The sequence below is a fragment of the Hymenobacter sp. UYCo722 genome, from assembly GCF_040547115.1.
GTDB lineage: Bacteria > Bacteroidota > Bacteroidia > Cytophagales > Hymenobacteraceae > Hymenobacter.
Window position 1 is genome coordinate 25,973 of the sequence record NZ_JBEPPC010000001.1, and the last position, 24,519, is coordinate 50,491.

20 protein-coding genes are annotated in these 24,519 nt (G+C 60.0%); 12 read left to right on the forward strand and 8 right to left on the reverse strand.

Annotation, left to right across the window (positions count from 1 at the left end; translation table 11 throughout):
* Window positions 1-25 precede the first annotated feature (25 nt).
* The 3 genes from ABIB44_RS00100 to ABIB44_RS00110 all read right to left on the reverse strand — a co-directional run bounded on the left by ABIB44_RS00100 (window position 26) and on the right by ABIB44_RS00110 (window position 5,889).
* A complete protein-coding gene (locus tag ABIB44_RS00100) occupies window positions 26-1,480 on the reverse strand; it encodes a TolC family protein (protein WP_354582580.1) in 1,455 nt (484 codons plus the stop codon).
* Window positions 1,473-4,661: an efflux RND transporter permease subunit gene (locus ABIB44_RS00105; protein WP_354582581.1), complete on the reverse strand. Its 3,189-nt coding sequence runs from the start codon at window positions 4,659-4,661 to the stop codon at window positions 1,473-1,475. The genes ABIB44_RS00100 and ABIB44_RS00105 overlap by 8 nt, the downstream gene beginning before the upstream one ends.
* A 142-nt stretch (window positions 4,662-4,803) precedes the next feature.
* Window positions 4,804-5,889 (reverse strand): efflux RND transporter periplasmic adaptor subunit, encoded by a 1,086-nt coding sequence (locus ABIB44_RS00110; protein ID WP_354582582.1) that lies wholly within the window; start codon window positions 5,887-5,889, stop codon window positions 4,804-4,806.
* Between the two features lie 533 nt (window positions 5,890-6,422).
* Here ABIB44_RS00110 and ABIB44_RS00115 point away from each other — a divergent pair.
* From ABIB44_RS00115 to ABIB44_RS00130, 4 genes are all read left to right on the forward strand, one after another.
* On the forward strand, window positions 6,423-6,659 hold the full coding sequence (locus ABIB44_RS00115) for a hypothetical protein (RefSeq protein ID WP_354582583.1): 237 nt from the start codon (window positions 6,423-6,425) through the stop codon (window positions 6,657-6,659).
* Entirely contained in the window at window positions 6,652-6,972 is a 321-nt protein-coding gene (locus ABIB44_RS00120; RefSeq protein WP_354582584.1) for a type II toxin-antitoxin system PemK/MazF family toxin, read from the forward strand. Before ABIB44_RS00115 ends, ABIB44_RS00120 begins: the two co-directional genes overlap by 8 nt.
* Before the next feature lie 6 nt (window positions 6,973-6,978).
* Complete coding sequence (locus tag ABIB44_RS00125; RefSeq protein ID WP_354582585.1) at window positions 6,979-7,287, forward strand: helix-turn-helix domain-containing protein; 309 nt, start codon at window positions 6,979-6,981, stop codon at window positions 7,285-7,287.
* 86 nt (window positions 7,288-7,373) lie between these two features.
* Window positions 7,374-7,721 carry a hypothetical protein gene (locus ABIB44_RS00130; RefSeq protein ID WP_354582586.1) on the forward strand — a complete coding sequence of 116 codons (348 nt, stop codon included), beginning with the start codon at window positions 7,374-7,376 and terminating at the stop codon, window positions 7,719-7,721.
* Between the two features lie 113 nt (window positions 7,722-7,834).
* Here the strand turns inward: ABIB44_RS00130 and katG are convergent, their stop codons facing one another.
* Window positions 7,835-10,093, reverse strand: a complete 2,259-nt coding sequence (gene katG, locus ABIB44_RS00135) for a catalase/peroxidase HPI (RefSeq protein ID WP_354582587.1) — start codon at window positions 10,091-10,093, stop codon at window positions 7,835-7,837.
* 205 nt (window positions 10,094-10,298) lie between these two features.
* Between katG and ABIB44_RS00140 the strand changes: the two genes are divergently transcribed.
* Genes ABIB44_RS00140 through ABIB44_RS00155 form a run of 4 tightly spaced genes read left to right on the forward strand, consistent with a single transcriptional unit; the run spans window position 10,299 to window position 12,298 of the window.
* Window positions 10,299-11,225, forward strand: a complete 927-nt coding sequence (locus tag ABIB44_RS00140; protein ID WP_354582588.1) for a hydrogen peroxide-inducible genes activator — start codon at window positions 10,299-10,301, stop codon at window positions 11,223-11,225.
* Between the two features lie 47 nt (window positions 11,226-11,272).
* Window positions 11,273-11,863 carry an ATPase gene (locus ABIB44_RS00145; protein WP_354582589.1) on the forward strand — a complete coding sequence of 197 codons (591 nt, stop codon included), beginning with the start codon at window positions 11,273-11,275 and terminating at the stop codon, window positions 11,861-11,863.
* On the forward strand, window positions 11,844-11,981 hold the full coding sequence (locus tag ABIB44_RS00150) for a hypothetical protein (protein ID WP_354582590.1): 138 nt from the start codon (window positions 11,844-11,846) through the stop codon (window positions 11,979-11,981). Before ABIB44_RS00145 ends, ABIB44_RS00150 begins: the two co-directional genes overlap by 20 nt.
* A 2-nt stretch (window positions 11,982-11,983) precedes the next feature.
* Window positions 11,984-12,298 (forward strand): hypothetical protein, encoded by a 315-nt coding sequence (locus ABIB44_RS00155; protein ID WP_354582591.1) that lies wholly within the window; start codon window positions 11,984-11,986, stop codon window positions 12,296-12,298.
* A 104-nt stretch (window positions 12,299-12,402) separates the two neighbouring features.
* On the opposite strand, the gene ABIB44_RS00160 is transcribed toward ABIB44_RS00155, so the two are convergent.
* The 3 genes from ABIB44_RS00160 to ABIB44_RS00170 form a co-directional block, all read right to left on the reverse strand.
* Complete coding sequence (locus tag ABIB44_RS00160) at window positions 12,403-14,643, reverse strand: xanthine dehydrogenase family protein molybdopterin-binding subunit (protein ID WP_354582592.1); 2,241 nt, start codon at window positions 14,641-14,643, stop codon at window positions 12,403-12,405.
* Between the two features lie 154 nt (window positions 14,644-14,797).
* Window positions 14,798-15,823, reverse strand: a complete 1,026-nt coding sequence (locus ABIB44_RS00165; RefSeq protein ID WP_354582593.1) for an FAD binding domain-containing protein — start codon at window positions 15,821-15,823, stop codon at window positions 14,798-14,800.
* Window positions 15,824-15,909: 86 nt separating this feature from the next.
* Window positions 15,910-16,440, reverse strand: a complete 531-nt coding sequence (locus ABIB44_RS00170) for a (2Fe-2S)-binding protein (protein WP_354582594.1) — start codon at window positions 16,438-16,440, stop codon at window positions 15,910-15,912.
* Between the two features lie 292 nt (window positions 16,441-16,732).
* Here ABIB44_RS00170 and ABIB44_RS00175 point away from each other — a divergent pair, with 292 nt between their 5' ends.
* The 4 genes from ABIB44_RS00175 (at window position 16,733) to ABIB44_RS00190 (ending at window position 21,754) form a co-directional block, all read left to right on the forward strand.
* Window positions 16,733-17,413: a response regulator transcription factor gene (locus ABIB44_RS00175; protein ID WP_354582595.1), complete on the forward strand. Its 681-nt coding sequence runs from the start codon at window positions 16,733-16,735 to the stop codon at window positions 17,411-17,413.
* A gap of 156 nt (window positions 17,414-17,569) precedes the next feature.
* On the forward strand, window positions 17,570-18,970 hold the full coding sequence (locus ABIB44_RS00180) for a sensor histidine kinase (RefSeq protein WP_354582596.1): 1,401 nt from the start codon (window positions 17,570-17,572) through the stop codon (window positions 18,968-18,970).
* 258 nt (window positions 18,971-19,228) lie between these two features.
* The gene (locus ABIB44_RS00185) at window positions 19,229-20,875 is read left to right on the forward strand and encodes a SulP family inorganic anion transporter (RefSeq protein WP_354582597.1); all 1,647 of its coding nucleotides are present in this window, start codon (window positions 19,229-19,231) and stop codon (window positions 20,873-20,875) included.
* Window positions 20,876-21,025: 150 nt separating this feature from the next.
* The gene (locus tag ABIB44_RS00190) at window positions 21,026-21,754 is read left to right on the forward strand and encodes a carbonic anhydrase (RefSeq protein WP_354582598.1); all 729 of its coding nucleotides are present in this window, start codon (window positions 21,026-21,028) and stop codon (window positions 21,752-21,754) included.
* A 107-nt stretch (window positions 21,755-21,861) separates the two neighbouring features.
* Here the strand turns inward: ABIB44_RS00190 and ABIB44_RS00195 are convergent, their stop codons facing one another.
* On the reverse strand, window positions 21,862-24,345 hold the full coding sequence (locus ABIB44_RS00195) for a M1 family metallopeptidase (protein ID WP_354582599.1): 2,484 nt from the start codon (window positions 24,343-24,345) through the stop codon (window positions 21,862-21,864).
* Window positions 24,346-24,519: the final 174 nt, after the last annotated feature.

Genomic DNA, 24,519 nt, shown 5'->3' on the forward strand with positions numbered 1-24,519 from the left:
TGCTTCAGCTACTTGAGGGGCTGGGTTACTTCCAGCCGCCGCCCAGGGCGCGGTACACGTTTACCGAGGCGTTGAGCTGCTGCATGCGGGTTTCGATGAGGTCAAATTTCGATTCCAGGGCCTCACGCTGGGTGAAAAGAACTTCCGTGTAGTCGGCGCGGGCGTAGCGGAAGAGGCTGTTGGAAATTTCCACCGACTGGTTAAGGGCTGCCACTTCCTTGGCTTTCGCATCGTAGCTCTGGGCTAGGTTGCTAATGCTGGCGACCTGATTCGATACTTCAATGTAGGCGTTCAGCACGCTCTTTTCGTAGCGGTACACGGCCTGGGTTTGCAGGGCGTTGGCGTTGTAGTAGAAGGCCTTGATGCCGTTACGGTTGAACAGCGGGCCGGCTAAGTCAGCACCCAGCGCATAGAGCAACGACTGGGGCGAGGACACCAGCAGGCCGGGCGTGAAGGCCGCCAGCCCGACGCCGCCGGTGAGGCCCAGCGAGGGGTAGAAGTTGGCCCGGGCTACCTGCACGTCGATTTTAGCGGCCGTGAGCTGCTGCTCGGCCTGGCGGATATCGGGGCGATTGGCCAGCAGCTGTGCGGGTGAGCCCGACTGAATGGCAAACGGCAGCTGGTCGTTGAACGACTGCGCGTTGCGAGCCACCGGCTGCGGGTAGCGGCCGGCCAGATAGTTCAACCGGTTCTCGGTCTCCACGATGCTTTGCTGGAGCTTGAACTGCAGGGCGCGGGTGTGCTGCACCTGGGCCTCGAAGCGCTTCACGGCCAGCTCGGTGGCGCGGGCCGATTCCTTCTGGAGTTTCACCAGCTCCAGCGCATTGCTCTGGATGCCAATGGTCTGCCGCACGATGGCCAGCTGATTGTCGTAGGCCAGCAGCTCGTAGTAGGAGTTGGCGATTTCGGCAATCAGGTTGGTAACCATGAAGTTTTTGCCCTCCACGGTGGCCAGGTAGCGAATGGCGGCGGCCTTCTTGGCATTGCGCAGCTTGTGCCAGATATCGACCTCCCAGGTAGCAAACGCGCCTACTTGAAAGTTAGTGAGCGGGTCGGGCGTGCGGCGGCCTTCCTTGATGTCGATATTCTCCTCGGTCGCGCCTTGCAGCGTGTATTTGCCCACTTTCTCCACGTCGGCCCGGGCCCCGAGGCGCACGAAGGGCAGGTACTCGCCCTGGCGGGCGCGAATTTCGTTGCGGGCAATCTCGATTTCCTGGAGCGTGATGTTCAGCTCCTGGTTGTTTTGCAGGGCGGTTTCGATGAGCGCCTGCAGATTGGGGTCGGTGAAAACTTGTTTCCACTGGAGCTGGCCGGTGTTAGTGCTGTCCAGGGTGGCCGACGAGGTGGCGGTGGCGGTCGAATAGCTGGCCGGCACGTTGCGGCTTTCGTTCTTCACCACCAGCTCGGGCGTTTTGCAGGCCCCCACAGCGAGGGCCAGGCTGGCCGCGCCGAGGCATTGATAAATTCGTTTCTTAAGCATAAGGCTCCATTTCTTCTAGTTGCACGCGGGGCTCAATGCCTTCGAGGATGGGCGACTCGTTTTCGTCGCGAATCAGTTTGTTATCGCCGGCCAAGGTGCCGAAGAAGTAGTATAGGCCGGGGATGATGATGACCCCGAACACGGTGCCGAACAGCATGCCGCCGAGCGCCGAGCTACCAATGGTCCGGTTGCCGATGGCCCCCGCGCCGGTAGCCACCACCAGCGGAATCAGGCCGGCTATGAATGCGAACGACGTCATGAGAATGGGGCGGAATCGCACCTTGGCTCCTTCAATGGCCGCATCGCGGACGGACATGCCCTCCTCGTGTTTCAGGGCCGCGAATTCGACGATAAGCACCGCGTTTTTACCCAGCAGACCCACCAGCATTACGAGGCCCACCTGGGCGTAGATGTCGTTGGCCAGGCCAGTGAGCTTGATGAACAGGAACGACCCGAACACGCCCGCCACCAGCGAGAAAATAACGGCCAGCGGCAGCAGGAAGCTTTCGTACTGCGCGGCCAGCACCAGGTACACGAATATCAGTACGACCAGGAAAATCACAGTCGATTCGTTGCCGCGGCCCACTTCGTCTTTCGACAGGCCGCCCCAGTCGATGTCGTAGCCGTGGGGCAGGCCCTTGGCCACTTCCTGCACCGCTTTCAGGGCCTCGCCCGAGCTGAAGCCAGCGGCGGCCCCGCCCCGGATGGAGGCCGTGGTGTACATGTTGTAGCGGTTGATTTCATTGGCTCCCTGCGACTTCACGATTTTCATGAAGGCCGAAAACGGCACCATTTCGCCCTTGTCGTTTTTGGCCCACATGTTCAGGATGTCCTCCGGCAGCTTCCGGTATTCGGGCGATGCCTGCACGTACACCTTGAAAAAGCGCTGGTATTTGATGAAGCCCAACTCATAAGTCGAGCCCACCATAATGCTGAGCGTGTTCATGGCGTTGCCGATGCTCACGCCTTTCTGCATGGCCAGCTCGTTGTCAATCTTCAGCTCGTACTGCGGATAATCGGCCGAGAAGAAGGTGAACAGGCCCGCCAGCTCCGGCCGCTTCTTCAGCTTGCCCATGAACTCCTCGTTCACTTTTTCCAGCGCCTTGTAGTCGCCGGAGTTGGTTTTATCGAGCAGCTGCAGCTGGAAACCACCCGCTGCGCCGTAGCCCGGCACCGCCGGCGGCTCGAAGAATTCGATAGTCGCGCCGGGAATCTGCTTGGCTTTCTTCTCCAGGTTTTCGATGATTTCGGCGATGGATTCCTTGCGCTCCGACCACGGCTTTAGGTCGAGTAGCAGGGTGCCGGCGTTCGAGCCGCGGCCTTCGGTCAGTACCTCGTAGCCCGCCAGCGAGGAGATGTTGGCCACGCCGGGAATGTCCTTGGCCAGCTCGCGCAGGTGCTGCGATACGGCGTTGGTTTGCTCCAGGGTGGTGCCGGGCGGCGTCTGCACGATGGCGTAAATAAGGCCCTGGTCTTCGCTCGGAATAAAGCCGGCCGGCAGCTTCGCCGTAATGGCCCAGATGCCCAGCCCGAAGGCAATCAGCATCCCGAAGGTGATGAGCCGGTTGGCCACAATGCGCGACAGCAGGCCAGTGTAGGCATTAGTCAGCCGCTCAAAACCGCGGTTGAACCAGTCGAAAAAGCGCTGCAAGGGAGTTTGTTTCTTGGGCTGGCCGTGGTGGTTTTTCAGAATCATGGCGCAAAGCACCGGCGTCAGCGTGAGGGCCACGATGCCCGAAATCACAATGGCCGTGGCCATGGTAATGGAGAACTGGCGGTAGAAAATGCCCACCGGACCACTCATGAACGATACCGGGATGAACACGGCCGTCATCATGATGGTGATACCGATGATGGCCCCGCTGATTTCACCCACCACCTGGCGCACCGCATTGTAGGGCGACAGGTGCTGCTCGTCCATCTTGGCGTGCACGGCCTCAATCACCACAATGGCGTTATCGACCACAATACCAATCGAAAGTACCAGCGCAAACAGCGTAATCATGTTGATGGTGAGGCCGAACGCCTGCATCGCCATGAACGAACCCACCAGCGATACCGGTACGGCCAGCGCCGGAATCAGCGTCGAGCGCCAGTCGCCGAGGAACAGGAACACCACCAGCGCCACCAGAATAAAGGCGTCGCGCAGGGTGTGAATCACGTTCTCAATCGAGGCATCGAGGAAGTTCGATACGTCGTAAGTGATTTTGTAGTCCATGCCGGGCGGGAAGGTTTTCTTCAGCTCGTCCAGCTTGACTTTTACCTCTTTAATTACGTCCGAGGCGTTCGAGCCGTAGGTCTGCTTCAGTACGATGGCCGCCGACGGGTACTGGTTCAGGTTGGAATAGATGTCGTAGAATTCCGAGCCCAGCTCCACGTTGGCCACATCCTTTAAATGCAGGCTTTCCCCGTTGGGGTTGGCCTTCAGAATCACGTTCTTATACTGCTCCACGTCGTTGAATCGGCCTTGGTACGAAAGCACGTATTCCAGCGACTGCGCCTGCCCGCCATCGGAGCGGCCGATACGGCCCGGCGAGCCAATCACGCTCTGCTCGTCCAGCGACTTCATCACGTCATCCACCGAGATGCTGTAGGCGCGCATCCGGTCGGGTTTCAGCCAGATACGCATGGCGTACTGCCGGCTGCCCAGGATGCTGGCCCGGCCAATGCCGCCGAGGCGCTGCAGCTCGGGTATCATGTTCACGCCGGCGTAGTTGAACAGATACTTCATGTCCGTGTTCTTGTCTTTCGAGTACAAATTCACGTACATCAGCATGTTAGGCACCACGCGGTTCACAATCACGCCCTCGCGCTGCACCAGTATCGGCAGGCGGTTGAGCACCTGCGCAATGCGGGTGTTCACGTTCACCACGGCCTGGTCGGGGTCGGTGCCCAAGTTAAAGACAATCTGAATGTTGGCCTCACCGGCACTCACGGCATCGGAGGTCATGTACTTCATGCCCGGTACGCCGTTCACGGCCTGCTCCAGCGGAATCAACACCGACTCGGTGAGCACCTTAGCGCTGGCACCGGGGTAAGCCGCGCTCACCATCACGAGGGGCGGCGAAATCTCCGGAAACTGCGACGTGGGCAGCTTCATAATGGCCAGCCCGCCCATCAGCAGGATGACAACCGAAATAACAATGGCAAATACTGGCCTACGAATGAATTTACTAAACATATTCTTCTGGCTGGTTTGATAGTAGGAAAAGGTGTCCCCTGCCCCGGTCCGACCGCCCTAGGCGGTCCGACCGGTTAAAGGGCGAACGAGTCGTTGGTGCGGCAACTGGTCAGACCGCCTAGGGCGGTCGGACCAGCGGACGTTACTCGCTATACACCTTCAAATTAGAAATCACCGACTCCGGAGCCCGGTAGCTATAGCTCACTTTATCACCATCCTTCACCTTGCGCAGGCCTTCCAGCAGAATGCGGTCGGTGGCGGCGATGCCGGATTTGATGACGTATAAATCGGGCATTTCGGAGGCGATGCCCACCTCGCGCTGGTGCACCACGTTGCTCTTATCCACCACGAAAACGTATTTCTTCTCCAGAATTTCGAAGGTGGCTTTTTGCGGGATGATGAGGGCGTGTTGCAGCGGCACGGTCATCAGCACGCTGCCGGTTTCGCCGTTGCGCAGCAGGCCGTCGGGGTTGGGGAAGGTGGCGCGGAAAGCGATGTTGCCGGTTTCGTTATTGAAATCAGCCTCAATGGTTTGCACGATGCCGGTCTGGTCGAATACCTCGTTGTTGGCCATCCGCAGCTTCACGTGCGCCGCTTTGTCGCTGGCTTTGGCGTGCTCCTTATAAGCCAGGTATTCAGCTTCGGGCACGTTATAGTACACCCACATTTTGCTGTTGTCGGAGAGTGTGGTCAGCAAATCGCCCTCATCCACCAAGCTGCCCAGGCGGCCCTGGAAGTGGTCCATGATGCCGCCGAACGGGGCTTTCACGGTGGTGAATTGCAGGTGCGTCTGGGCCAGCGATACATCGGCGCTGGCCTTGTCATACTTGGCCTGCGCCAGCGCCAACTCACTGTTGGATACGATGTTCTTGTCGGCCAGCTTCTTGGTGTTCTGATATTCCATTTGCACGTAGTGCGCCTCGGCCTGCGACTTTTTCAGCTCGGCCTGGTATATCGTGGGCTTAATCTGAAACATGGTTTGGCCCGCCGAAACGTGCTGGCCTTCGTCCACGAAAATCTTCTCCAGGTAGCCTTTTTCCAAGGCCCGCAACTCGATGCGCTGGTAGGAGTGTACCTGCGCTACGTACTCTTTGGTAATGGTGGTGTCCTTCTGCAAAGGGCTGGTGGCGACCAGTTTAATTTGCTCCTCGACTTCCCTCTTTTCTTCCTTGCAGCTGGTGGTGTAGAACAAAACGCCGCAGCTCAGCAGCATGAATACTCTTTTCATAAGAACCTTGGGTAACGTGACAGGCGGGTGGTATTGCATAGGATTGTAATTCAGAGAAATGCGCCGGGCGGCTGGCTTAACCCTCGATGCGTTGGTAGCGCTGGCTGCCCGGCGGCGAATCAGGCAGTGGGGCCGGGCCGTGGCTTGCCGGCAGTCCGAGGGGAATTCGGGAACTGCCGCCCAAAATCCATCGGGGCCAGAGTCGCCGGCTTGGGCTTATTCATACTTCGCGGAAGGCTTCGCTCAAACAGCAGAACGCCTTTGGCCGACCAACAAACCTGCCGGGGCCAAACCAAGCCGAAAGCGCGCATCAAAGGGTGGGAGGGGCGAGGCAACGCAGCTTGTGTCGTGGGTTGACAATACAAACTTGCCCCCACCGGCATGAAGCGTAAATGAAGCTCGCCCGTAGTGATTTTAATTTTCCCGCCCGCATCCGCTGCCTCCAGAGGCACTTTAGGGGTTGGAGGCGGGGTGCGTTGGTGAAGAAAGGAGTACGTTTTTTGTTACCTTTAATCCATCCAACTACTGAAGCCATGACGATAAGCAAGCAAGCAATTATCGACCGGACCATCAAGGCCATTAACCTGCTTCCCGCCGACAAAGCCGAGGAGATTTCTGATTTCGCCGACTTCGTGAGCAAGCGCTACGAAGAGCAATTGCTGGCCCAAGGAATCCAGCAGCTAGCCGCCGGAAGCAAAACGTTCGACTTTCTGAACGCGGAGGAAGACCTATACACCGAATCCGATTTGAAAGAAGTTTACGATGGGTAAAGGCGACGTTGTACTCATCACCTTTCCATTCACCGATTTGAGCGGCAGCAAGCTGCGGCCAGCGGTTGTACTTGCCAGCACAAACCTGGACATTACGGTGTGCTTCGTTACTACCCAACTCGGTTGGCAGGAGAATACCGACGTGCTGCTCCCGCCCAGCGCAAGCAATGGCATCCGTAAACCTTCGCTTATTCGAACCAGCAAAATCGCAACTTTGGATAAGGCACTTGCGAAAGGGCTGCTTGGGAAGCTTTCAGCAACTGAAATCAGTGATTTGAATAACCGGCTCAAATTGCTGTTACAATTACCATAGCTTAGAATGAATGAGCTAACAACTCATGATAATTTGGTCAGCCTCGATGACTTCATCGACAACCAATACGGTTACCGCGGTACCAGCGCCCGCGAAACCTTCGAGGAGGGCTACGAAGCCTGCAAGCTCGGCGCAATGCTCCAGGAAATGCGCAAGGAAAACAACATGACGCAGGAGCAGCTAGCCGCCAAGTGTGGCACGATGAAAACGTACATCTCCCGCATCGAGAACAACGCCAGCGACATTCGCCTCTCCACGCTCATGCGGATTGAGTGGGAAATATTCGGTAAGCATTTGAAGCTGTCGATGGATTAATTTATAACTAATTTTTCTAATTATACTAAATACGTTGTCTTTATGCGTTTTTTTTCGACAAGAGAAATCCTATTGCTGACAGCACTATGGATAGTAAGCAAGACTTTTTCAATGTAATTTACGACTACTATTATAAAAGAGTCGATGCTGCAATACCGTCTGAGCTGTTGAGAGAAGTTAGCGAGAGAATCACCGATTTTTATTACGAGCAGTATTCAATATTTAGATTGCAATATCCTAAATCTGTAAAACGATACTCCTCATTTAAAATAGATGATTTGAATCATCCTCAAGTTTTTGAAATTGTTATAAAGTATTTTAAAGAAAAATTAAGTGATGATTATTCAGATTATTCGTCCATTGTATTAGAATTGAATTCAGATGAACTAAAAGCCTTTGAAAAAAGCAGGCAGCAGTTCTATTGTGGCTACTAGTAATATCAGATATTAAAAAAAGCAACGCCCCGCAACGAATTCGTTACGGGGCGTTGCTTTTGAGGCACTAGCTCCTTCCGCACCTTACGGGGCGGCAGCGCTGGCGGGCGGCATTAAGCCGTAGCCAGGTTGAAGCGGCCGAGGTTCATCACCTTGGCCCACACGGCTACGAAGTCCTGCACGAACTTCTCCTGCGAATCGGAGCAGGCGTAGACTTCGGCCAAGGCGCGCAGCTCGGAGTTCGAGCCGAAAATCAGGTCGACGCGGGTGCCGGTCCACTTTACCTGGCCGGTTTTGCGGTCGCGGCCCTGGAAGGCATTCTGCGAATCCGACGTGCTGGCCCAGGTGGTGCCCATGTCGAGCAGGTTCAGGAAGTAGTCGTTGGTGAGCGCGCCGGGGCGGTCAGTGAACACACCGTGGTTTGCGCCATCGAAGTTGATGTTGATGGCACGCAGGCCCCCGAACAGCACCGTTAGCTCGGGTGCGGTCAGGTTGAGCAGTTGGGCGCGGTCAATGAGCAACTCCTCGGCGGCGGCGCGGTGGTGCGTCTTCAAGTAGTTGCGGAAGCCATCGGCGGCCGGCTCCAGGGCCGTGAACGACAACACGTCGGTTTGCTCCTGGGTGGCATCGGCGCGGCCAGGGGTGAAGGGCACCGTCACGTCGTGGCCGGCATTTTTGGCGGCCTGCTCGATGCCGACCACGCCGGCCAGCACGATGAGGTCAGCCATCGAAACCTGCTTGCCGCTGGTCTGGGCGTTGTTGAAGTCCTGCTGAATGCCGCCGAGCTTGTTCAGCACTGTCGACAGCTGGGCGGGGTTGTTTACTTCCCAGTATCGCTGCGGGGCCAAGCGCAGGCGGCCACCGTCGGTACCGCCGCGCTTGTCGGAGCCGCGGTACGTCACGGCCGAAGCCCAGCCGGTCGACACCAATTGCGCTACCGTGAGGCCGGCGGCGGCAATCTGGCCTTTCAGCGCGGCCACGTCCTGGTCGTCAATCACCTGGTAGGTGATGGCCGGAATCGGGTCTTGCCAGAGCAGCTCTTCGGTGGGCACCTCGGGGCCGAGGTAGCGCTCCTTGGGTCCCATGTCGCGGTGCGTGAGCTTAAACCAGGCGCGGGCGAAGGCATCCGCAAACTGGTCGGGGTGCTCCTGAAAGCGACGCGAAATGACCTCATACAGAGGGTCGACGCGCAGGGCGATGTCCGTCGTGAGCATGAAGGGGGCGTGCGTTACGGCCGGGTCGTGGGCATCGGGGATGGTGCCCGCGCCGCCGCCGTTTACGGGGCGCCACTGGTGCGCGCCGGCGGGGCTCCGGGTCAATTCCCACTCGTAGCCGAACAGGAAGTTGAAGTAGTCGTTGCTCCATTTGGCGGGCGTGCTCGTCCAGGCACCTTCGAGGCCGCTGGTGATGGTGTGCTCCGAGTGGCCTTTGCCGAAGCTGTTGCGCCAGCCCTGGCTCATCTCTTCGAGGTTGGCTCCGGCGGGCTCGCGGCCCACGTAGGCGGCGGGGTCGGCCGCGCCGTGGGTTTTGCCGAAGGTGTGGCCGCCGGCAATAAGGGCCACGGTTTCTTCGTCGTTCATGGCCATGCGGCCGAAGGTTTCGCGGATGTCGCGGGCCGAGCGCACGGGGTCGGGCTCGCCGTTGGGGCCTTCGGGGTTCACGTAGATGAGGCCCATCTGCACGGCCCCGAGGGGGTTTTCCAGCTCCCGGTCGCCCTCGTAGCGCTTGTCGCCGAGCCACTCGGTTTCGGGGCCCCAGTACACGTCTTCCTGCGGCTCCCACACGTCCTCACGGCCGCCGGCGAAGCCGAAGGTTTTGAAATCCATCGATTCGAGGGCGCAGTTGCCGGCCAGCACCAGCAGGTCGGCCCAGGATAGCTGCTTGCCGTATTTCTGCTTGATGGGCCACATCAGCAGCCGGGCCTTGTCGAGGTTGGCGTTGTCGGGCCAGCTGTTGAGGGGCGCGAAGCGCTGCACGCCCGAGCCGGCACCGCCCCGGCCGTCGGCAATGCGGTAGGTGCCGGCGCTGTGCCAGGCCATCCGGATAAAGAACGGGCCGTAGTGGCCGTAGTCGGCCGGCCACCAGTCCTGCGAGTTGGTCATCAACTCGAACAGGTCCTGCTTCACGGCATGCAGGTCGAGCTTCTTGAATTCCTCGGCGTAGTTAAAGTCCTTGTCCATGGGGTTGACAAGGGTGGAGTGCTGACGCAGAATGCTCAACTTGAGCATGTTGGGCCACCACTCGCGGTTGGTGCGGCCACCACCGGCCGACTGCTTCACCGCGCCGCCGCTGAAAGGGCATTGGGCAGCGGGCGTGTTCAGGTCGTACAGGATGGAGTTTTCCGGGGGGAGGTCGTGGAAATTGGCGCTCATGTTGGAAGTGTTTTAAGTCGCCCCGGTTAGGGACGGGTTTGAGTTAGAAAGTTTGCGGGCTTACCAGGGAAGGCAGTTCGGGAGGAGAAAGCAGTGCCAGGGGCACCAGCGTTCCACAAATTTAATCCGAGCAAATCCATAATCAAAATCGATTTTGTTTATAACTTTATAATCAAAACCTATATCATTGCCTGGTTTCCCTTCCATGAATCTACAACAGCTTAGCTACCTCGTAGCCCTGGATACGCACCGTCAGTTCGGCCTGGCCGCCGAAAAAAGCTTCGTGAGCCAGCCCGCGCTAAGCGTACAAGTGCAAAAACTGGAAGAAGAGCTGGGCGTCCTGCTTTTCGACCGCACCCAGCGCAAGGTGGAGCCCACGGCAATCGGAGCGCAGGTTATTGCCCAGGCCCGGCGCGTGCTGCGCGAAGCCCAGCAGCTGCGCGAGCTGGTGGAAGTGGCCAAAGGCGAGGTGGTTGGCGACCTGCGCCTGGGCGTCATCTCCACGCTGGCCCCGTACCTGGTGCCGCGTTTCCTGGTAGGCCTCAGCACGGCCTACCCCAACCTGCGCGTCCACATCGAGGAGCTGCGCTCGGAAGAAATTATGGCGCGGCTCAAGGACTACCGCTTGGACGTAGGCCTGCTGGTAACCCCGCTCGATGACCGGCTGCTGCACGAGCTGCCCCTGCTGGACGAGCCTTTCCTATTACTAGCCTCCGAAAGCCACCCCCTGGCCGCCCGGGATGCCGTGCGCCCGGCCGACCTCTCCAGCCCCGGCCTCTGGCTGATGCAGGAGGGCCACTGCTTCCGCAACCAGGTCCTGAACCTGTGCGGCCTCACCACCTCTACCGGGGCCATTGCCTACGAAAGCGGCTCCATCGAAACGTTGAAAGAGCTGGTGCGTCACCACCACGGCTACACGCTGGTGCCCGAGTTGGCCATGCTGGACGAGGTCGACACCAACCCGCTCCTCAAGCGCTTCGTGGCCCCGGCCCCGGTGCGCGAGGTGAGCCTCGTGGTGCACCACAGCTTCGTGCGAACGACGTTGCTCACCGCGCTGCGGGAGTTGATTCTGGCCAGCGTGCCAGAGCGGCTGCGCGCGGGTAAGTCGGGGGAGAAAATCCGCTGGCGGTAGCGTAAAAGCAGTTTCTTTGCGCAGTATTCAACCAGCACTTCAATAAATTGACTAGTCTCTATATCATTGCCGGCTGCAATGGAGCCGGTAAAACCACCGCCTCATTTACGGTGCTGCCGGAGTTGCTACAAGTGAAGGAATTTGTTAACGCCGACGAAATCGCCCGAGGACTTTCGCCCTTCCAACCGGAAAAGGTTTCGATTGAAGCAGGCAGAATCATGTTGCGTCGGTTGCAGGAATTGATGGCGCAAGGAGTGGATTTTGCTTTCGAAACTACGCTGGCAACCCGCAGTTTCGTGGGGCTGATTGACCGCGCCAAAGCGCTGGGCTACACCATTACACTTATTTATTACTGGCTGGACAGTGTTGAACTGGCCGTTGAGCGGGTGCGAGCCCGCGTGGCGGAGGGTGGGCATAACATTCCCGCCGAGGTCGTTGCCCGCCGTTATCAGGCGGGACTACGCAACTTTCTGCACCTCTATAAAAGCCGGGTAGATTACTGGCTGCTCATCAATAACTCCCAAACGCAGCCCGCGCTGATTGCTGAAGGGCAGGGAAATATTTCCTGCAAGGTTGTAGATTTACCCAAATGGCAAACCATTCATCAATTTACTACTCATGAACCAGACCGAAATTAAGGAAAAGGTGCTCCAAGGCGGCAAACTGGCGATTGAGCGACTCTTGATTAAAAAACGCCAAACCAACTCTTACGTGGTGGTTTCCGAGAACGGCAAAGTGGTGAAAGTGAAAGCTTAACGATGCTTCCAGAAACGACAGAAGATGAATGGTTGCTTGCATATACGATGAGCTGTATATCAGAACGTTGTTATTATGCTGGGTGGTATGACGGTTTGGAATATGTTTTGTGGAATGCCTTAACGGCCGGACCACGACGGTTTGGGCATGATGAAATTTCTTCTGATGATATCACTGCTCTTGAAATGCTAAAAAGCCGAAGCCAACGCTGGATTTTTTTCGATGATTCGACTGAAGAGACGGTGATTTCAATTGAAAAATGGGAACTGAAATACACAGACTTTGTAAGGAATAATCCGGCTATTTTGAAACGATAATTAAAGTAGCTTGCGATAAAATTTTTCAAACGTAAAAACGCCCCGCAACCAATCAGTTGCAGGGCGTTTTCATATCACTTCAGCGGCACTGGCCGCTGTAGTTTCTACAGCAGCTTGTCAATCGTGATGGGCAGGTCGCGGACGCGCTTGCCGGTGGCGTGGTAGATGGCGTTGGCCACGGCGGCGGCTACGCCGAGCATGCCCACTTCGCCCAAGCCTTTGATGCCGAGGGGGTTGACTTTGTCGTCTTCCTCGCTCACGAAAATCACGTCGATGTCGTGGATGTCGGCGTTGACGGGGACGTGGTACTCGCCCAGCGAGTGGTTCATGTAGCGGCCGAAGCGGTGGTCCATCACTGATTCCTCCATCAGCGCTGAGCCGATGCCCCAGACCACCGAGCCGAGAACCTGGCTGCGGGCCGTTTTGGGGTTGAGGATGCGGCCGGCGGCCACGGCATTCACCACGCGGGTGACGTGCAGGGTCATAAGGTCGGGGTCCATTTTCACTTCCACAAACACCGCGTTGTGGGCGTGCATGGAGTATTTCGGCGGTTTGACCAGTGCCAGCTTGGCCATGAGGGTGGAGTTTTCGGCTTCGATTCTGGGCTCGCCGCTGGCCTGCACCAGGTCGCGGAGCACGGCGGCCTGGGTGGTGTCGGTGCGCAGGCGCATCTGGCCGTTGGCGAACTGCACGTCCTCAATTTTAACGCCTTTGAAGGCCGGGTGGTCCATCTTTTGGGCTTGCTTCAGCAGGGCTTCGCCGAGCGCGGTGCAAGCCTCGGCCACGGAGTTGCCCACGGAGGCGGCCGTCCAGGAGCCGCCTTGCAGGGGCGACTCGGGCAGCGTGGTATCGCCCAGCACGAACGTAACGGCTTCGATGGGCAGGCCCATGCTTTCGGCCGCAATCTGCGTCATAATGGTATAGGTGCCGGTGCCGATTTCGTTGGTGCCGCTGCTCACCGTGAGGTGGCCGTCGGCATCAAGGCTGGCGCGGACCGTGGCGGGCAGTTTGGTGGCATCCCACACGCCACCACCCATGCCCCAGCCCACCAGCAGGTTACCATCGCGCATCGAGCCGGGCTCGGGCGTACGTTTTGCCCAGCCGAACTTGGCCGCGCCTTCGGCGTAGCATTTCCGCAAGGCCTTGCTGGAATAGGGGAGGTCCTGCGCCTGGTCGCGGTCGGAGTAGTTGCGGAGGCGAAATTCGAGCGGGTCGAGGCCGGCGGCGTAGGCCATTTCATCCATCGCAATTTCCAGCGCCACCGAGCCAAAGGCCGCGCCCGGCGCCCGCATGTCGAGCGGCGTGTAAATATCGAGCTTGGCCAGGCGGTAGTCCAGCTTCACATTGGGGCAGTCGTAGAGCATGCCGCTCCAGCCCACCACGTTTTCGGTAAAGTCCTCAAAATGCGAGGTTTCGGCCACGGCCACGTGGTTGATGCCCGCCAGCGAGCCGTCGGCGTTGGCGGCCAGGGCCACGTGCTGCAGGGTTTCGGGCCGGTGGCCAAAGCTGAACATCTGCTGCCGCGTGAGCGACACGCGCACCGAGCGCTCCAGCTCCAGCGCGGCCAGCACGGCCAGAAACAGCTGGTACTGCGGCCGCAGCCCCGAGCCGAAACCGCCGCCGGTGTACTTCGAAATCACCCGCGCCTGCTCCTTGCTTAGCCCGAAAATGTTTTTGACAACCTGCTGGCTATTGAAAACGCCCTGCGTTTTGTCGTAGATAGTCAGGTTCTTATCGCCGAGCCACTCCACCGTGGTGGCGAAGTTTTCCATGGGGTTATGGTGCTGGGCGTGGTTCGAATACTGGCCTTCAACGTGGGCCACGCCCTGCTCCCAGCCGCGCCCAAAGTTGCCGCGCGACTTGGGCGGCTCGAAGCCGATTTTGCCCTTGCCGGGCTGATAGGTCTGGTCGAGCTGGGTGGTCAGCTCGGTTTGGTGGGCGGCCTCTTCGTAGGTGATTTTGAGGATGGAGGCCGCGTAGCGGGCCAGCTCGAAGGTGTCGGCCACCACCAGAGCCACCGGCTGCTGGCTGTACTTTATTTCGGCATCGTGCAGGGGCCGGAACGGCGAGCCGCCGGGCGCCAGCAGGTCCTTGTAGCTGCGGTCGAGCAGGGCCAGGGTGGGTACGTTTTCATGCGAGAACACCCGGTGCACGCCCGGCAGCGCCAGCACGGGCGCGGTATTGATTTTCAGAATTTTGCCCTTAGCAATCGGGCTGCTCACCACGTAGCCGTAGAGCAGGTTGGGCACGTTGTATTCGGCGGCGTACTTGGCGGTGCCGGCCACCTTAGCCGGGCCATCGACGCGGCTGGTGGGTTTGCCGATGTAGTCGGTTTGGAGAGTCATAATATTGGCAAATTCAGGATTGGCGAACTGGGTAGAGACGCAACAGTTGGAGTCTCGTCGTTGCTGATGTTGTTTAAACTGCGTGGTTCGGCGTGGTTCGGCGCGGTTCCGGCCGTTCAACGACGAGGTGCAAAATATTGCGTCTCTACCTCGTTCACGGATTGGAGTTCTGAAATGCGTTGGTGTCGACCGCCTCATTCATTTCGGTGGCTTGCTTGAGGGCGCGCACGATAGCGCGCCGGGCCAGCTCAATTTTGAACGTGTTGGCCCCGTATCCTTTGGCCCCGGCCAGGACCTTGGCAGCGGCGCGGCCGAAGGTTTCGGCCGTGGCTGGCTGCCCGATGAGCAAGGCCTCGGCTTCCTGGTCGCGCCAGGGCTTGTGGGCCACGCCGCCCAGCGCCAGGCGGGCATCCGTAATGGTGTTGCCATCGAGTTCCAGGCCTGCGGCCACGCTCACTAGGGCGAAGGCGTAGCTGCTGCGGTCGCGCAGCTTGAGGTAGGTGAAGTTCTTCTCGAAGCCCTTGGCGGGCAGGTCGAGGCCGGTGATTAATTCGCCGGGCTCCAGGGTATTGTCGCGCTCGGGGTGGTCGCCGGGCAGGCGATGGAAATCCTCGAATTTGATGGTGCGCTCGCCGTTCGGGCCACTCACGCGCACCGTGGTGTCGAGGGCGGCCAAGGCTATGCACATATCGCTCGGGTGCGTGGCGATGCAGGAGTCGCTGGTGCCCAGAATGCCGCACACGCGGTTGTAGCCGCCAATGGCCGAGCAGCCCGAGCCGGGCTCGCGCTTGTTGCAGGGTGTGGCCAGGTCGTAGAAATAGTAGCAGCGGGTGCGCTGCATCAGGTTGCCGCCGTCGGTGGCCATGTTGCGCAGCTGCGGGCTGGCCCCGGCCAGAATGGCCTGGTTCAGCAGCGGGTAGCGCTTCTCCACTTCGGGGTGCCAGGCGGTGTCGGCGTTGGTGGCGAGGGCCCCGAGGCGCAGGCCGCCATCGGGCAGGGGTTCGATGGTATCGAGGCCCAACTTTTTGAGGCCGATGAGATGCGTGGGGCGGGCCACGTTTTCCTTCATCAGGTCAATCAGGTTGGTGCCGCCCCCGATGTAGGCTGCGCCTTCGTACGCGGCCTTGTCCTGCACGGCGGCCGCCACGGCCGGAGCTTGAGTAAAAGTGAAGCTGTTCATCAGGCTTGAATTAAAAATTGAGAATTAAAAATTAAAAATTTCGGATGCTAAAAAATGAGTTGCCATTGCGATGCAGGCAGTCATTTTTAATTCTCGATTTTTAATTCCCTTCCTACCACTTCCATCACCGCGTTCAGAATGCCCACATAAGCCCCGCAGCGGCACACGTTGCCACTCATCAGCTCGCGCACTTGGGCTTCGGTTTTGGCCTTGCCTTCGTTAATCAGCCCTTGGGCCGAGCAAATTTGGCCCGGCGTGCAGTAGCCGCACTGGAAAGCGTCGTGGTCGATAAACGCTTGTTGCAGCGGGCTCAATTTGTCTTCCGCACCCAAGCCTTCGATGGTCGTGATTTGAGAATCTTCGTGCATCACGGCTAAGCTCAGGCAGGAATTGATGCGCTTGCCGTCGACAAGCACGGTGCAGGCTCCGCACTGGCCGTGGTCGCAGCCTTTCTTGGTGCCCGTCAGGTCGAGGTACTCGCGCAGGGCGTCGAGCAGGGTGGTCCAGGGCGCGATTTGTAGGGTATGCGCCTGGCCATTGATGTGGAGGCTGACGGGCTGGGTGGGGGCCAGAGCTGCGGGCGGGCTTTCCAGTGGGGCTTGGGTAAGTTGTCTCATAAGGTGGAATGGGATAGGGTAATGGCGTGCAGCATAGCAACGCCCGCAACATCATCAGAACTTCATTCTGTGTAAATAGCTATACGACAATGATGAGCGGGCGTTTTGCTTTTCTGTACTGGCTTGATTCGCATAAAAGAGGCGGCTGATGCCTGGTGGCTGCGACTGCCGGGGCGGTACTGTCCATCGAGTAAACGGATGGCTTCATTCGGCATTTGACGACCTTGCGCCAAGCCCCCGGCCGGGCTGGGCCGGACTGATTTTCGGGCCGGTAGCGCTACCTTCCCGCCCCATGAAAATCCTTTTAGTTGAAGACGAACCCTCGGTCGCCGCTTTCCTGCACCAGGGCCTCACGGAGCAGGACTACACCGTCGACCTCGCCGCCGACGGCCTGCTGGGCCTGCGCCGCGCCCAGGAGAACCGCTACGATTGCCTGATTCTGGACCAGATGCTGCCCGGCCTCAGCGGCCTCGAAGTGTGCCGGCAGGTGCGGGCCCACGACCCCGGCGTGCCCATCCTCATGCTCACCGCGCTGGGCGAGACGGACGACAAAATCCGCGGCCTCGACGCCGGGGCCGACGACTACCTCGTCAAGCCCTTTGCCTTCGATGAACTGCTGGCCCGTCTGCGCGCCCTCGTGCGCCGCCGCACCGAAGCCCCCGCCCCCAAAGCCATTCTGCACCTCGCCGACCTCACCCTCGACCCTGGGGCCAAGCGCGTGGAGCGGGCTGGTCAGGCCATCCAGCTCACCGCCCGCGAGTTTGCGCTGCTCGAATACCTGCTGCGCAACCAGAACCGCGTGGTTTCGCGGGCCGATTTGTTGGAGCACGTCTGGGATTTGAGCTTTGATACGGGCTCGAACGTGATTGACGTGTACATCAATTTCCTGCGCAAGAAGGTGGACAAGGGATTTGAGCCCAAGCTGATTCACACGCTGGTGGGTATGGGGTACGTGATGAAGAACGAAGGGTGAGTTGATAGGTCAGGAACGGAAACCATCGAACGTCGTGCTGAGCGCAGCCGAAGCATCTCTACTGCGCAAGCAATTGGTTTACTGTCGCGGTAGCGATGCTTCGGCTGCGCTCAGCATGACGTTCTTCCATTCCGCTTATTTATCCAGTTTCTAACCATGTCCATTCGCCTCCGTCTTGCGTTGCAGTTCGGGTCCATTCTGGCCGTGACGCTGCTGCTATTTGCGCTGGTTATCTACTTTGCCACGCAGCAGTCGCGCCGGAATGAGTTCACCCAGAGCTTGTTCAAGCGTACGCTGGTGGTGGGGCACGCCTACGTGGCCGGGCAGGACGACCGCGCCGATGCCGGCTCCGAAGCCTCGTACCGCCGCTACCTGCGCCAGCTCTACCGCACGCTGCCCGCCGAGCAGGGCCGGGTGTACGATGCCAAAAACCAGCTGGTTTTCCGGGAAGGGCAGGGGGCGGCCCGGCCCGCGCCGCCCGCCTGGCTGGCCGAGGTGCGCCGCACCGGTCAGGCCGTGCTGGAGCCCGAAACCAACTACCACGAAACCGTGGGCCTGCTTTACCGCGATGCCCGGCTGGGGCCTCTGGTAGTGGTGGCTTCGTCGTTGGATGAGGATAGCCGCCAGCAGCTGGCCGAGCTGCGGCGGCTGCTGGCGCTAGGGTTGCTAGTGGCCGTGGCGGCAGCGGGGGCGGGCAGCTGGTTCTTTGCCGGCCAGGCCCTGCTTCCGTTGCGCCGCATGGTGCGCGAAGTAGACGGCATCACGGCCACTGACCTGAGCCAGCGCCTGACCCGCACCGGCGAAAGCTCCGACGAAATCGGCCGGCTCACCCAGCGTTTCAACCGCCTGCTCGACCGCCTGGAAGCGGCTTTTGTGGGCCAGCGCACCTTCGTGCGCGACGCCTCGCACGAGCTGCGCACGCCCCTCACGGCCCTCATTGGCGAGCTGGAAGTGGCCCTGCTGCAAGCCGAGCGCCCGCCCGCCGAGTACCGCCGCGTATTGCAAAGCACCCTCGATTCGGCCCGGCAGCTCAATAGCCTCACCAACGGCCTGCTGCAGATTGCCCGCGCCTCCGACGACCCCTCGCAGGTGCCCATGGCCGCCGTGCGCCTCGATGAGCTGCTGCTGCAGGCCCACGAGCAGCTGCTGCGCCGCCACCCTACCTGCCGGGTCGACCTCGATTTTGGAGAGGCCGAGTCTTTCATCGTGTGCGGCAACGAGGCGCTGCTGCTCTCGGCGGTGCTCAACATTCTGGACAATGCCTGCAAGTTCTCGGGGCAAACCGGCGGTACCGTGACGGCCACGCTGGCTCGCAGCCGCAAGCAGCTGTCGCTGTTGGTGAGCGACGAAGGACCCGGCCTGTCGGCGGAAGATTTGCAGCAGGTGTTCGTGCCTTTTTTTCGGGCCGCGGCGGTCCGGGCAGTGCCAGGGCACGGCATCGGGCTGCCGCTGGCGGCCCGCATCATGGCGCTGCACGGCGGCACGGTACGCATGGAGAGCGAGCCCGGCCAGGGTGCCCAGGTGTGGCTGGAATGGCCGGTGCCCGGGCGGGCCTAGGCTCAACTGAGCAACCGTGGTGCAGCGCGTTGCCGGACATCATTCGTGTGCCGCGCATGGTTGGCCGAGCTAAGGAGTGAGTGCGATAAAAATGCTCTGCAGCGCTCCGTACGGGGTTTTTCCTGCACGGTTGCCGGTTTTAATTTCCTTTTAATTCGCCTTTAATTCGACCTTAATAGTGTTCCAGTAACCTTGTATTCAGAACTCTCTGGCAGCCACATTTTCGGCGGCTGGCGGGGAACTGCCAACAATCAGGTTATGACCCAGGTAATTTCTTCGTCGGCCCAAACCGGCACGCCCATCGCAACTCCGGTGACTCCCAGCGAGCCCCGGCCAAAAGCTTCGCTGTTCAGCACAATTGGGCAGGATGCGCCGGCAGGACTAGTCGTATTTCTGGTGGCGCTGCCGCTGTGCCTGGGCATTTCGCTGGCCTCGGGCGCGCCGCTGCTGGCGGGCGTGATTGCGGGCATCGTGGGCGGCCTGGTGGTGAGCGTACTCAGTGGCTCGGCGGTGAGCGTGAGCGGGCCGGCGGCCGGCCTCACGGTGGTGGTGCTGTCGGCCATTTCGTCGCTGGGCTCGTGGCCGGCGGTGCTGGCAGCTACCGCCGTGGCCGGCGTTATTCAGATGGGGTTGGGGCTGGCGCGGGCGGGCATCATTGCACTGTATTTTCCGGCGGCCGTTATTCGCGGTATGCTGGCTGCCATCGGCATTATTTTGATTTTGAAGCAAATACCGCACTTTCTCGGGGCCGATACCGACTATTTTGAGGATATGGACTTCCTGCAGTTCAATGGGCAGAACACGTTCTCGGCCATTGCCGCGGCGGCGCGGGCACTCAGCCCCGGTTCGGTGCTGGTGGGTGTGTCGTCGCTGCTGCTGCTGTTGCTTTGGAATACTGCCCCCGTGCGGCGGCAGTCGTGGGCACGGCTGGTGCCGGGCGCGCTGGTGGCCGTGGTGGTGGCCGTCGGCCTCAATCAACTGCTGAAAACTTTTGCGCCCGATTTGCAGGTGCTCCCCAAACACTTGGTGAAGCTGCCCGTGCTGTCGTCGTTGGGCCAGCTGGCCGGCGAAATGACTTTTCCCGATTTCAGTGCCCTGCGCAAACCGGCCACCTACGGCGTGGCCTTCACCATTGCCATTGTGGCCTCGCTCGAAACGCTGCTCAGCGTGGAAGCCGTGGACAACCTTGACCCCCAGAAGCGCCATACGCCCACCAACCGCGAGCTGCTGGCCCAAGGCGCGGGCAACCTGGTGAGTGGCCTGCTGGGCGGCCTGCCCCTCACGGCGGTTATCGTGCGCTCGTCGGCCAACGTGGCGGCCGGGGCGCAGAGCAAGCTCTCGGCCTTCATCCACGGCCTGCTGCTGCTCACGAGCCTGCTGTTTCTGGGCGCGGTGCTGAACCTGATTCCGCTCTCGGCGCTGGCGGCGGTGTTGCTGCTGGTGGGCTTTAAGCTGACCACGCCGGCCCTCTACCGCAAGCAGTGGCAGTTGGGCTGGGCGCAATTCACGCCGTTCATTATTACCATTGTGGCCGTGCTGTTTACCGATTTGCTGAAGGGCGTGAGCATCGGGCTGGTGCTGGGCTTCTTCTTCATTCTGCGCGATAACGCCAAGGCCGGCTCCTACCTGCGCCGCGACGAGGCCGCCGATGCTGCCGAAGGCGAGGACGGCCGGCAGCTGCACCTGCGCCTTCCCGAGCACGTCTCCTTCCTCAACAAAGCCAGCATCGTGACCACGCTGGAGCAGCTACCCGCCAACAGCCGCGTTATCCTCGACGGCAGCCGCTCCGACGTTATCGACCACGATGTGCTGGAGGCCATTGAGGCTTTCCGGCAGGCGGCCCCGGCCCGGGGCATCGAGTTGGAGCTGCGCGGTATCCGCCAGGTACAGCTCGGGGCGCACTAATTTCGGTAAAACGCCCGCCGTGGCCCCTCACGTATAATGATGGGTCGCGGGTGGCCCATCGTCTCTTTTTTTCATTCCGGGCTACCTTGCTGGCCCATAGCCGCTGGCCGGTGCGCCGGTGCCTTATTCTCATTATCCCCCAACTTTTTTATGGCTGGTATCAGCGAGATTCTCGAAAACAACAAGCAGTGGGTATCGTCCAAAAATGCCGAGGACCCCGAATTTTTCCAGCGGCTGGCCAATGGACAGAAGCCCAAGTACCTGTTTATCGGCTGTTCCGATTCGCGGGTACCGGCCTCCGGTATCACCGGCACGGGCCCGGGCGAAATGTTCGTGCACCGCAACATTGCCAACCTGGTAGTGCACAGCGACATGAACCTGCTGAGCGTGCTGCAGTACGCCGTGGAAGTGCTGGGGGTGCAGGATATTCTGGTGTGCGGGCACTACGGCTGCGGCGGCGTGGCGGCGGCGGCGAGCAACAAGCAGTACGGCCTGATTGATAACTGGCTGGTGAACATCCGCGATGTCATCCGTCTACACGAAACCGAGTACCTGCGCGAGCGCGACGAAACCTCGCGCCTGCGCCGCCTCGTGGAGCTGAACGTGATTGAGCAGGTGCGCAACCTGGCCAAAACCAACATCATTCAAAACGCCATGCGCGGCGACAACCCGCCCCGCCTGCACGGCCTCGTGTACGACATCGCCGATGGCGTGCTGAAGGACCTAAAAATTGACAGTGAAGATGTGATGACTGATATGGAGCACATCTATGCCACTGAAGCCATCGACTCCGACGGCGACCAGAAAGACGAAGACGCCAATTCCTACGAAGGGCCCAAGCACGACCCGGCCACCGAAGAGGTAGTTGAAAGCAAGTAAGCTCGCTATTCTGCTTTTCCTAAATAGCAGCTAATCACCCACAAAAAAGCCCTGCCGCGTCACGCGGCAGGGCTTTTTTGTGGGTGCCAGTATGACCGGACTGGGGCCTACTTGGCGGCCTGCACGGCGGCCACGGCCTGGTCAACAGCTTGTTGGGTAGCAGCGGCCTGCGGGCGGCCGGCCTGGGCTTTGGCCACGCCTTGCAGCAGGTTCACGATGGGGCGGTCGGCCCCGTAGGACTTATACTTGATGCCCATTTCCTGCAAGCGGGTAATGCCTTCGGTGATGGCAGCGGCATTGTCGAGGCGGCCGGTGATGGTGGCCAGCGGCTCCATCATGTTGAACTTACCCTGAGGGCGGGCCGCGTCGAACTTGTCGCGCACGAAGGCCCACTCGGCCTGGCCGCCGTTTTTAGCATACACTTCCGTTACGGCCTGCGCCAGCGCCCCTTGTGCGGTGGCTTCGTATGCTCTGGCGCGGTTCAGGGCCTGGCCGGGTTGCACCATGGCCAGGGCGCGCAGGGCTGCCCCTTGCACGTTGTACGACTGGCTGCTGAGCTGTTTGTTGAAATACCCTTCATCCTTCTTGTCCTTCAGCTTGGCTAGTGCGCCGAGCAGCGAGGCCTGTACCCAGGGCTCTTTTTCGGTCGCGGCCAGCTTGCGCAGGGCCTGGGCAGCAACTTTGGCTACGGCCTTGTCATCGAGCTTTAGCGCCTCCACGGCGGCCAGACGGTTGTTGTAGAACTTGTCGTGGATGGCGGCCAGCAGCGTGGCGCGGTTGGCAGCGTTGGCCTGGTCCTTGGCCGCGAAGTCGATGGCCTCGCGGCGGTCCACGAACAATGGCGCGTGGGCGTACTGGAAGGCATACTCGGCGGCCGACTTACTGTCGGTTTTCAGCCACAGCATTTTCTTGTTAGCGTCCACGTTCACCAAGTCGGGCTTGGCCGAAAGGGGCATGGTGAAGGTCTGGGTGGCCTCCGTCATGGTCACGGGCTGGTGCAGCACCTTGCCGCCCACGTAGTAGTCGATGGTGAAGGGCAGTTGGAAGGGCTGCCCGGCCTGGGTCTGCTTCACGGTCACGGACTGCATCTTTTTGGCGGCGTCCCAAGCGTAGTCGATGCTCACGACGGGATGGCCGGGGGCGAAATACCACTGGTTCCAGAACCAGTTCAAATCCTGGCCCGACACGGCTTCGAAAGCCAGGCGCATCTGGTGGGCCTCGCCGTTGCCGAGGGCGTTATCCTTGAGGTATTTCTGGAGGCCGGCGAAGAACACGTCGTCGCCCAGGTAGGTGCGCAGCATGTCCATGATGGCCCCGCCTTTTTGGTAGCTCACCAGGTCAAAAACCTCCTCCTGCTCGTCGTAATGAAAGCGCACGAGGTTTTTGGCGGCATCGCGCGGCGAGCTCAGGTAGCGGCGCAGGTAGCGGTAGTAATGAGAGTCGGCGGCGTCCTTGCCATACTTGTGCTCGGCGTAGAGGCCTTCCGAAAAGTCGGCCATCGTCTCGTTCACGGTGATGTTGGCCCAGCTTTCGGCCGTCACATAGTCGCCGAACCACTGGTGGAACAGCTCGTGCGCAATCACCGATTCGCTGCCGTACTCCCGGTCAATCAGCTCGCGGTCGGTCATTTGCACCTGCTCGCCGTGCAGGGTGGCGGTGGTGTTTTCCATGGCCCCGCTCACGTAGTCGCGGGCCACAATCTGGGCGTATTTATTCCACGGATACTCCACGCCGAGGCGGTTGGAGAAAAACTCCAGCATGTCGGGCGTATTGCCGAAAATCTGCTTGGCGAAGGGCGCGTACTTGGGTTCGAGGTAGTAATTGACTTCCTTGCCGCGCCAGGTATCCTTCGTTATTTTGAAATCGCCCACGGCCATCATGAACAGGTAGGGGGCGTGGGGCAGCTCCATTTTCCAGACGTCGGTGCGCAGGCCGGGGCCGGCGGGCGTACTGCTCACCATGCGGCCGTTGCTGAGCGTGACGTACTTGGCGGGCACGGTCATTGAGATTTCCTCGGTGGTTTTCTGGTTGGGGCGGTCGATGGTGGGGAACCAGGCCGACGAGCCTTCGGTCTCGCCCTGCGTCCAGATTTGCACCGGCTTGCCTTTCACCGTCGAGTCGGGGTTGATAAAATACAGGCCCTTGGCGTCGGTGATAGCGGCCGAGCCCTTCACCTTCAGCTCGTCGGGCTTCGATACGTAGTCGATGTACACCGTGTACTCCTCGCCCGGCTTGAAGGTGCGGCCCAGGTTGATGCGCAGGTTCATCCCGTCGGCGTAGTCGTACTTCAGCGGGGTTTGCTGGCTGCCGTTCATCAGTGCTACGGCTTTGATTTCCATGCCCTTGGCATCGAGCCGGAGCGAGTCGGTAGGGTAGGCGTGGGGCTTGAGGGTTATCCAGGCCTTGCCCGGCATATGGCGCTTGGCGTAGTCGAAACGCACGTCGAGCTTGGTGTGCACCAGGTCATTAACCTTGGTAGCCGAAGCGCGGTAGGGAGATTCGGGCTTGGCAGCCGGTGGGGTGGGAGCCTGCGCGAAAGCCGGCGTAGTGGCCGCCAGACCCAGCAGGCCCAGCGCGAAAAGGTGCTTCATAGAAAAACTTCGAGTGAGTGAAAATGAATTTCGCGCGAAGGACGCGGCGGTTGGGGCGACGTTGCCTTCCGCTAGGGCGAAAGTAGCAGCGAAAAAAACAGACTGCCCGCCGTGCGCCGCATACCATTGGGAATTCGACTGAATATGGCCGCGCGTACGGCAGCCCGCTACTAC

Coding starts and splice junctions, on each gene's coding strand:
- ABIB44_RS00100 (WP_354582580.1), bottom strand. CDS start 1,480: ATGCTTAAGAAACGAATTTATCAATGCCTCGGCGCGGCCAGCCTGGCC.
- ABIB44_RS00105 (WP_354582581.1), bottom strand. CDS start 4,661: ATGTTTAGTAAATTCATTCGTAGGCCAGTATTTGCCATTGTTATTTCG.
- ABIB44_RS00110 (WP_354582582.1), bottom strand. CDS start 5,889: ATGAAAAGAGTATTCATGCTGCTGAGCTGCGGCGTTTTGTTCTACACC.
- ABIB44_RS00115 (WP_354582583.1), top strand. CDS start 6,423: ATGACGATAAGCAAGCAAGCAATTATCGACCGGACCATCAAGGCCATT.
- ABIB44_RS00120 (WP_354582584.1), top strand. CDS start 6,652: ATGGGTAAAGGCGACGTTGTACTCATCACCTTTCCATTCACCGATTTG.
- ABIB44_RS00125 (WP_354582585.1), top strand. CDS start 6,979: ATGAATGAGCTAACAACTCATGATAATTTGGTCAGCCTCGATGACTTC.
- ABIB44_RS00130 (WP_354582586.1), top strand. CDS start 7,374: ATGGATAGTAAGCAAGACTTTTTCAATGTAATTTACGACTACTATTAT.
- katG (WP_354582587.1), bottom strand. CDS start 10,093: ATGAGCGCCAATTTCCACGACCTCCCCCCGGAAAACTCCATCCTGTAC.
- ABIB44_RS00140 (WP_354582588.1), top strand. CDS start 10,299: ATGAATCTACAACAGCTTAGCTACCTCGTAGCCCTGGATACGCACCGT.
- ABIB44_RS00150 (WP_354582590.1), top strand. CDS start 11,844: ATGAACCAGACCGAAATTAAGGAAAAGGTGCTCCAAGGCGGCAAACTG.
- ABIB44_RS00155 (WP_354582591.1), top strand. CDS start 11,984: ATGCTTCCAGAAACGACAGAAGATGAATGGTTGCTTGCATATACGATG.
- ABIB44_RS00160 (WP_354582592.1), bottom strand. CDS start 14,643: ATGACTCTCCAAACCGACTACATCGGCAAACCCACCAGCCGCGTCGAT.
- ABIB44_RS00165 (WP_354582593.1), bottom strand. CDS start 15,823: ATGAACAGCTTCACTTTTACTCAAGCTCCGGCCGTGGCGGCCGCCGTG.
- ABIB44_RS00170 (WP_354582594.1), bottom strand. CDS start 16,440: ATGAGACAACTTACCCAAGCCCCACTGGAAAGCCCGCCCGCAGCTCTG.
- ABIB44_RS00175 (WP_354582595.1), top strand. CDS start 16,733: ATGAAAATCCTTTTAGTTGAAGACGAACCCTCGGTCGCCGCTTTCCTG.
- ABIB44_RS00180 (WP_354582596.1), top strand. CDS start 17,570: ATGTCCATTCGCCTCCGTCTTGCGTTGCAGTTCGGGTCCATTCTGGCC.
- ABIB44_RS00185 (WP_354582597.1), top strand. CDS start 19,229: ATGACCCAGGTAATTTCTTCGTCGGCCCAAACCGGCACGCCCATCGCA.
- ABIB44_RS00190 (WP_354582598.1), top strand. CDS start 21,026: ATGGCTGGTATCAGCGAGATTCTCGAAAACAACAAGCAGTGGGTATCG.
- ABIB44_RS00195 (WP_354582599.1), bottom strand. CDS start 24,345: ATGAAGCACCTTTTCGCGCTGGGCCTGCTGGGTCTGGCGGCCACTACG.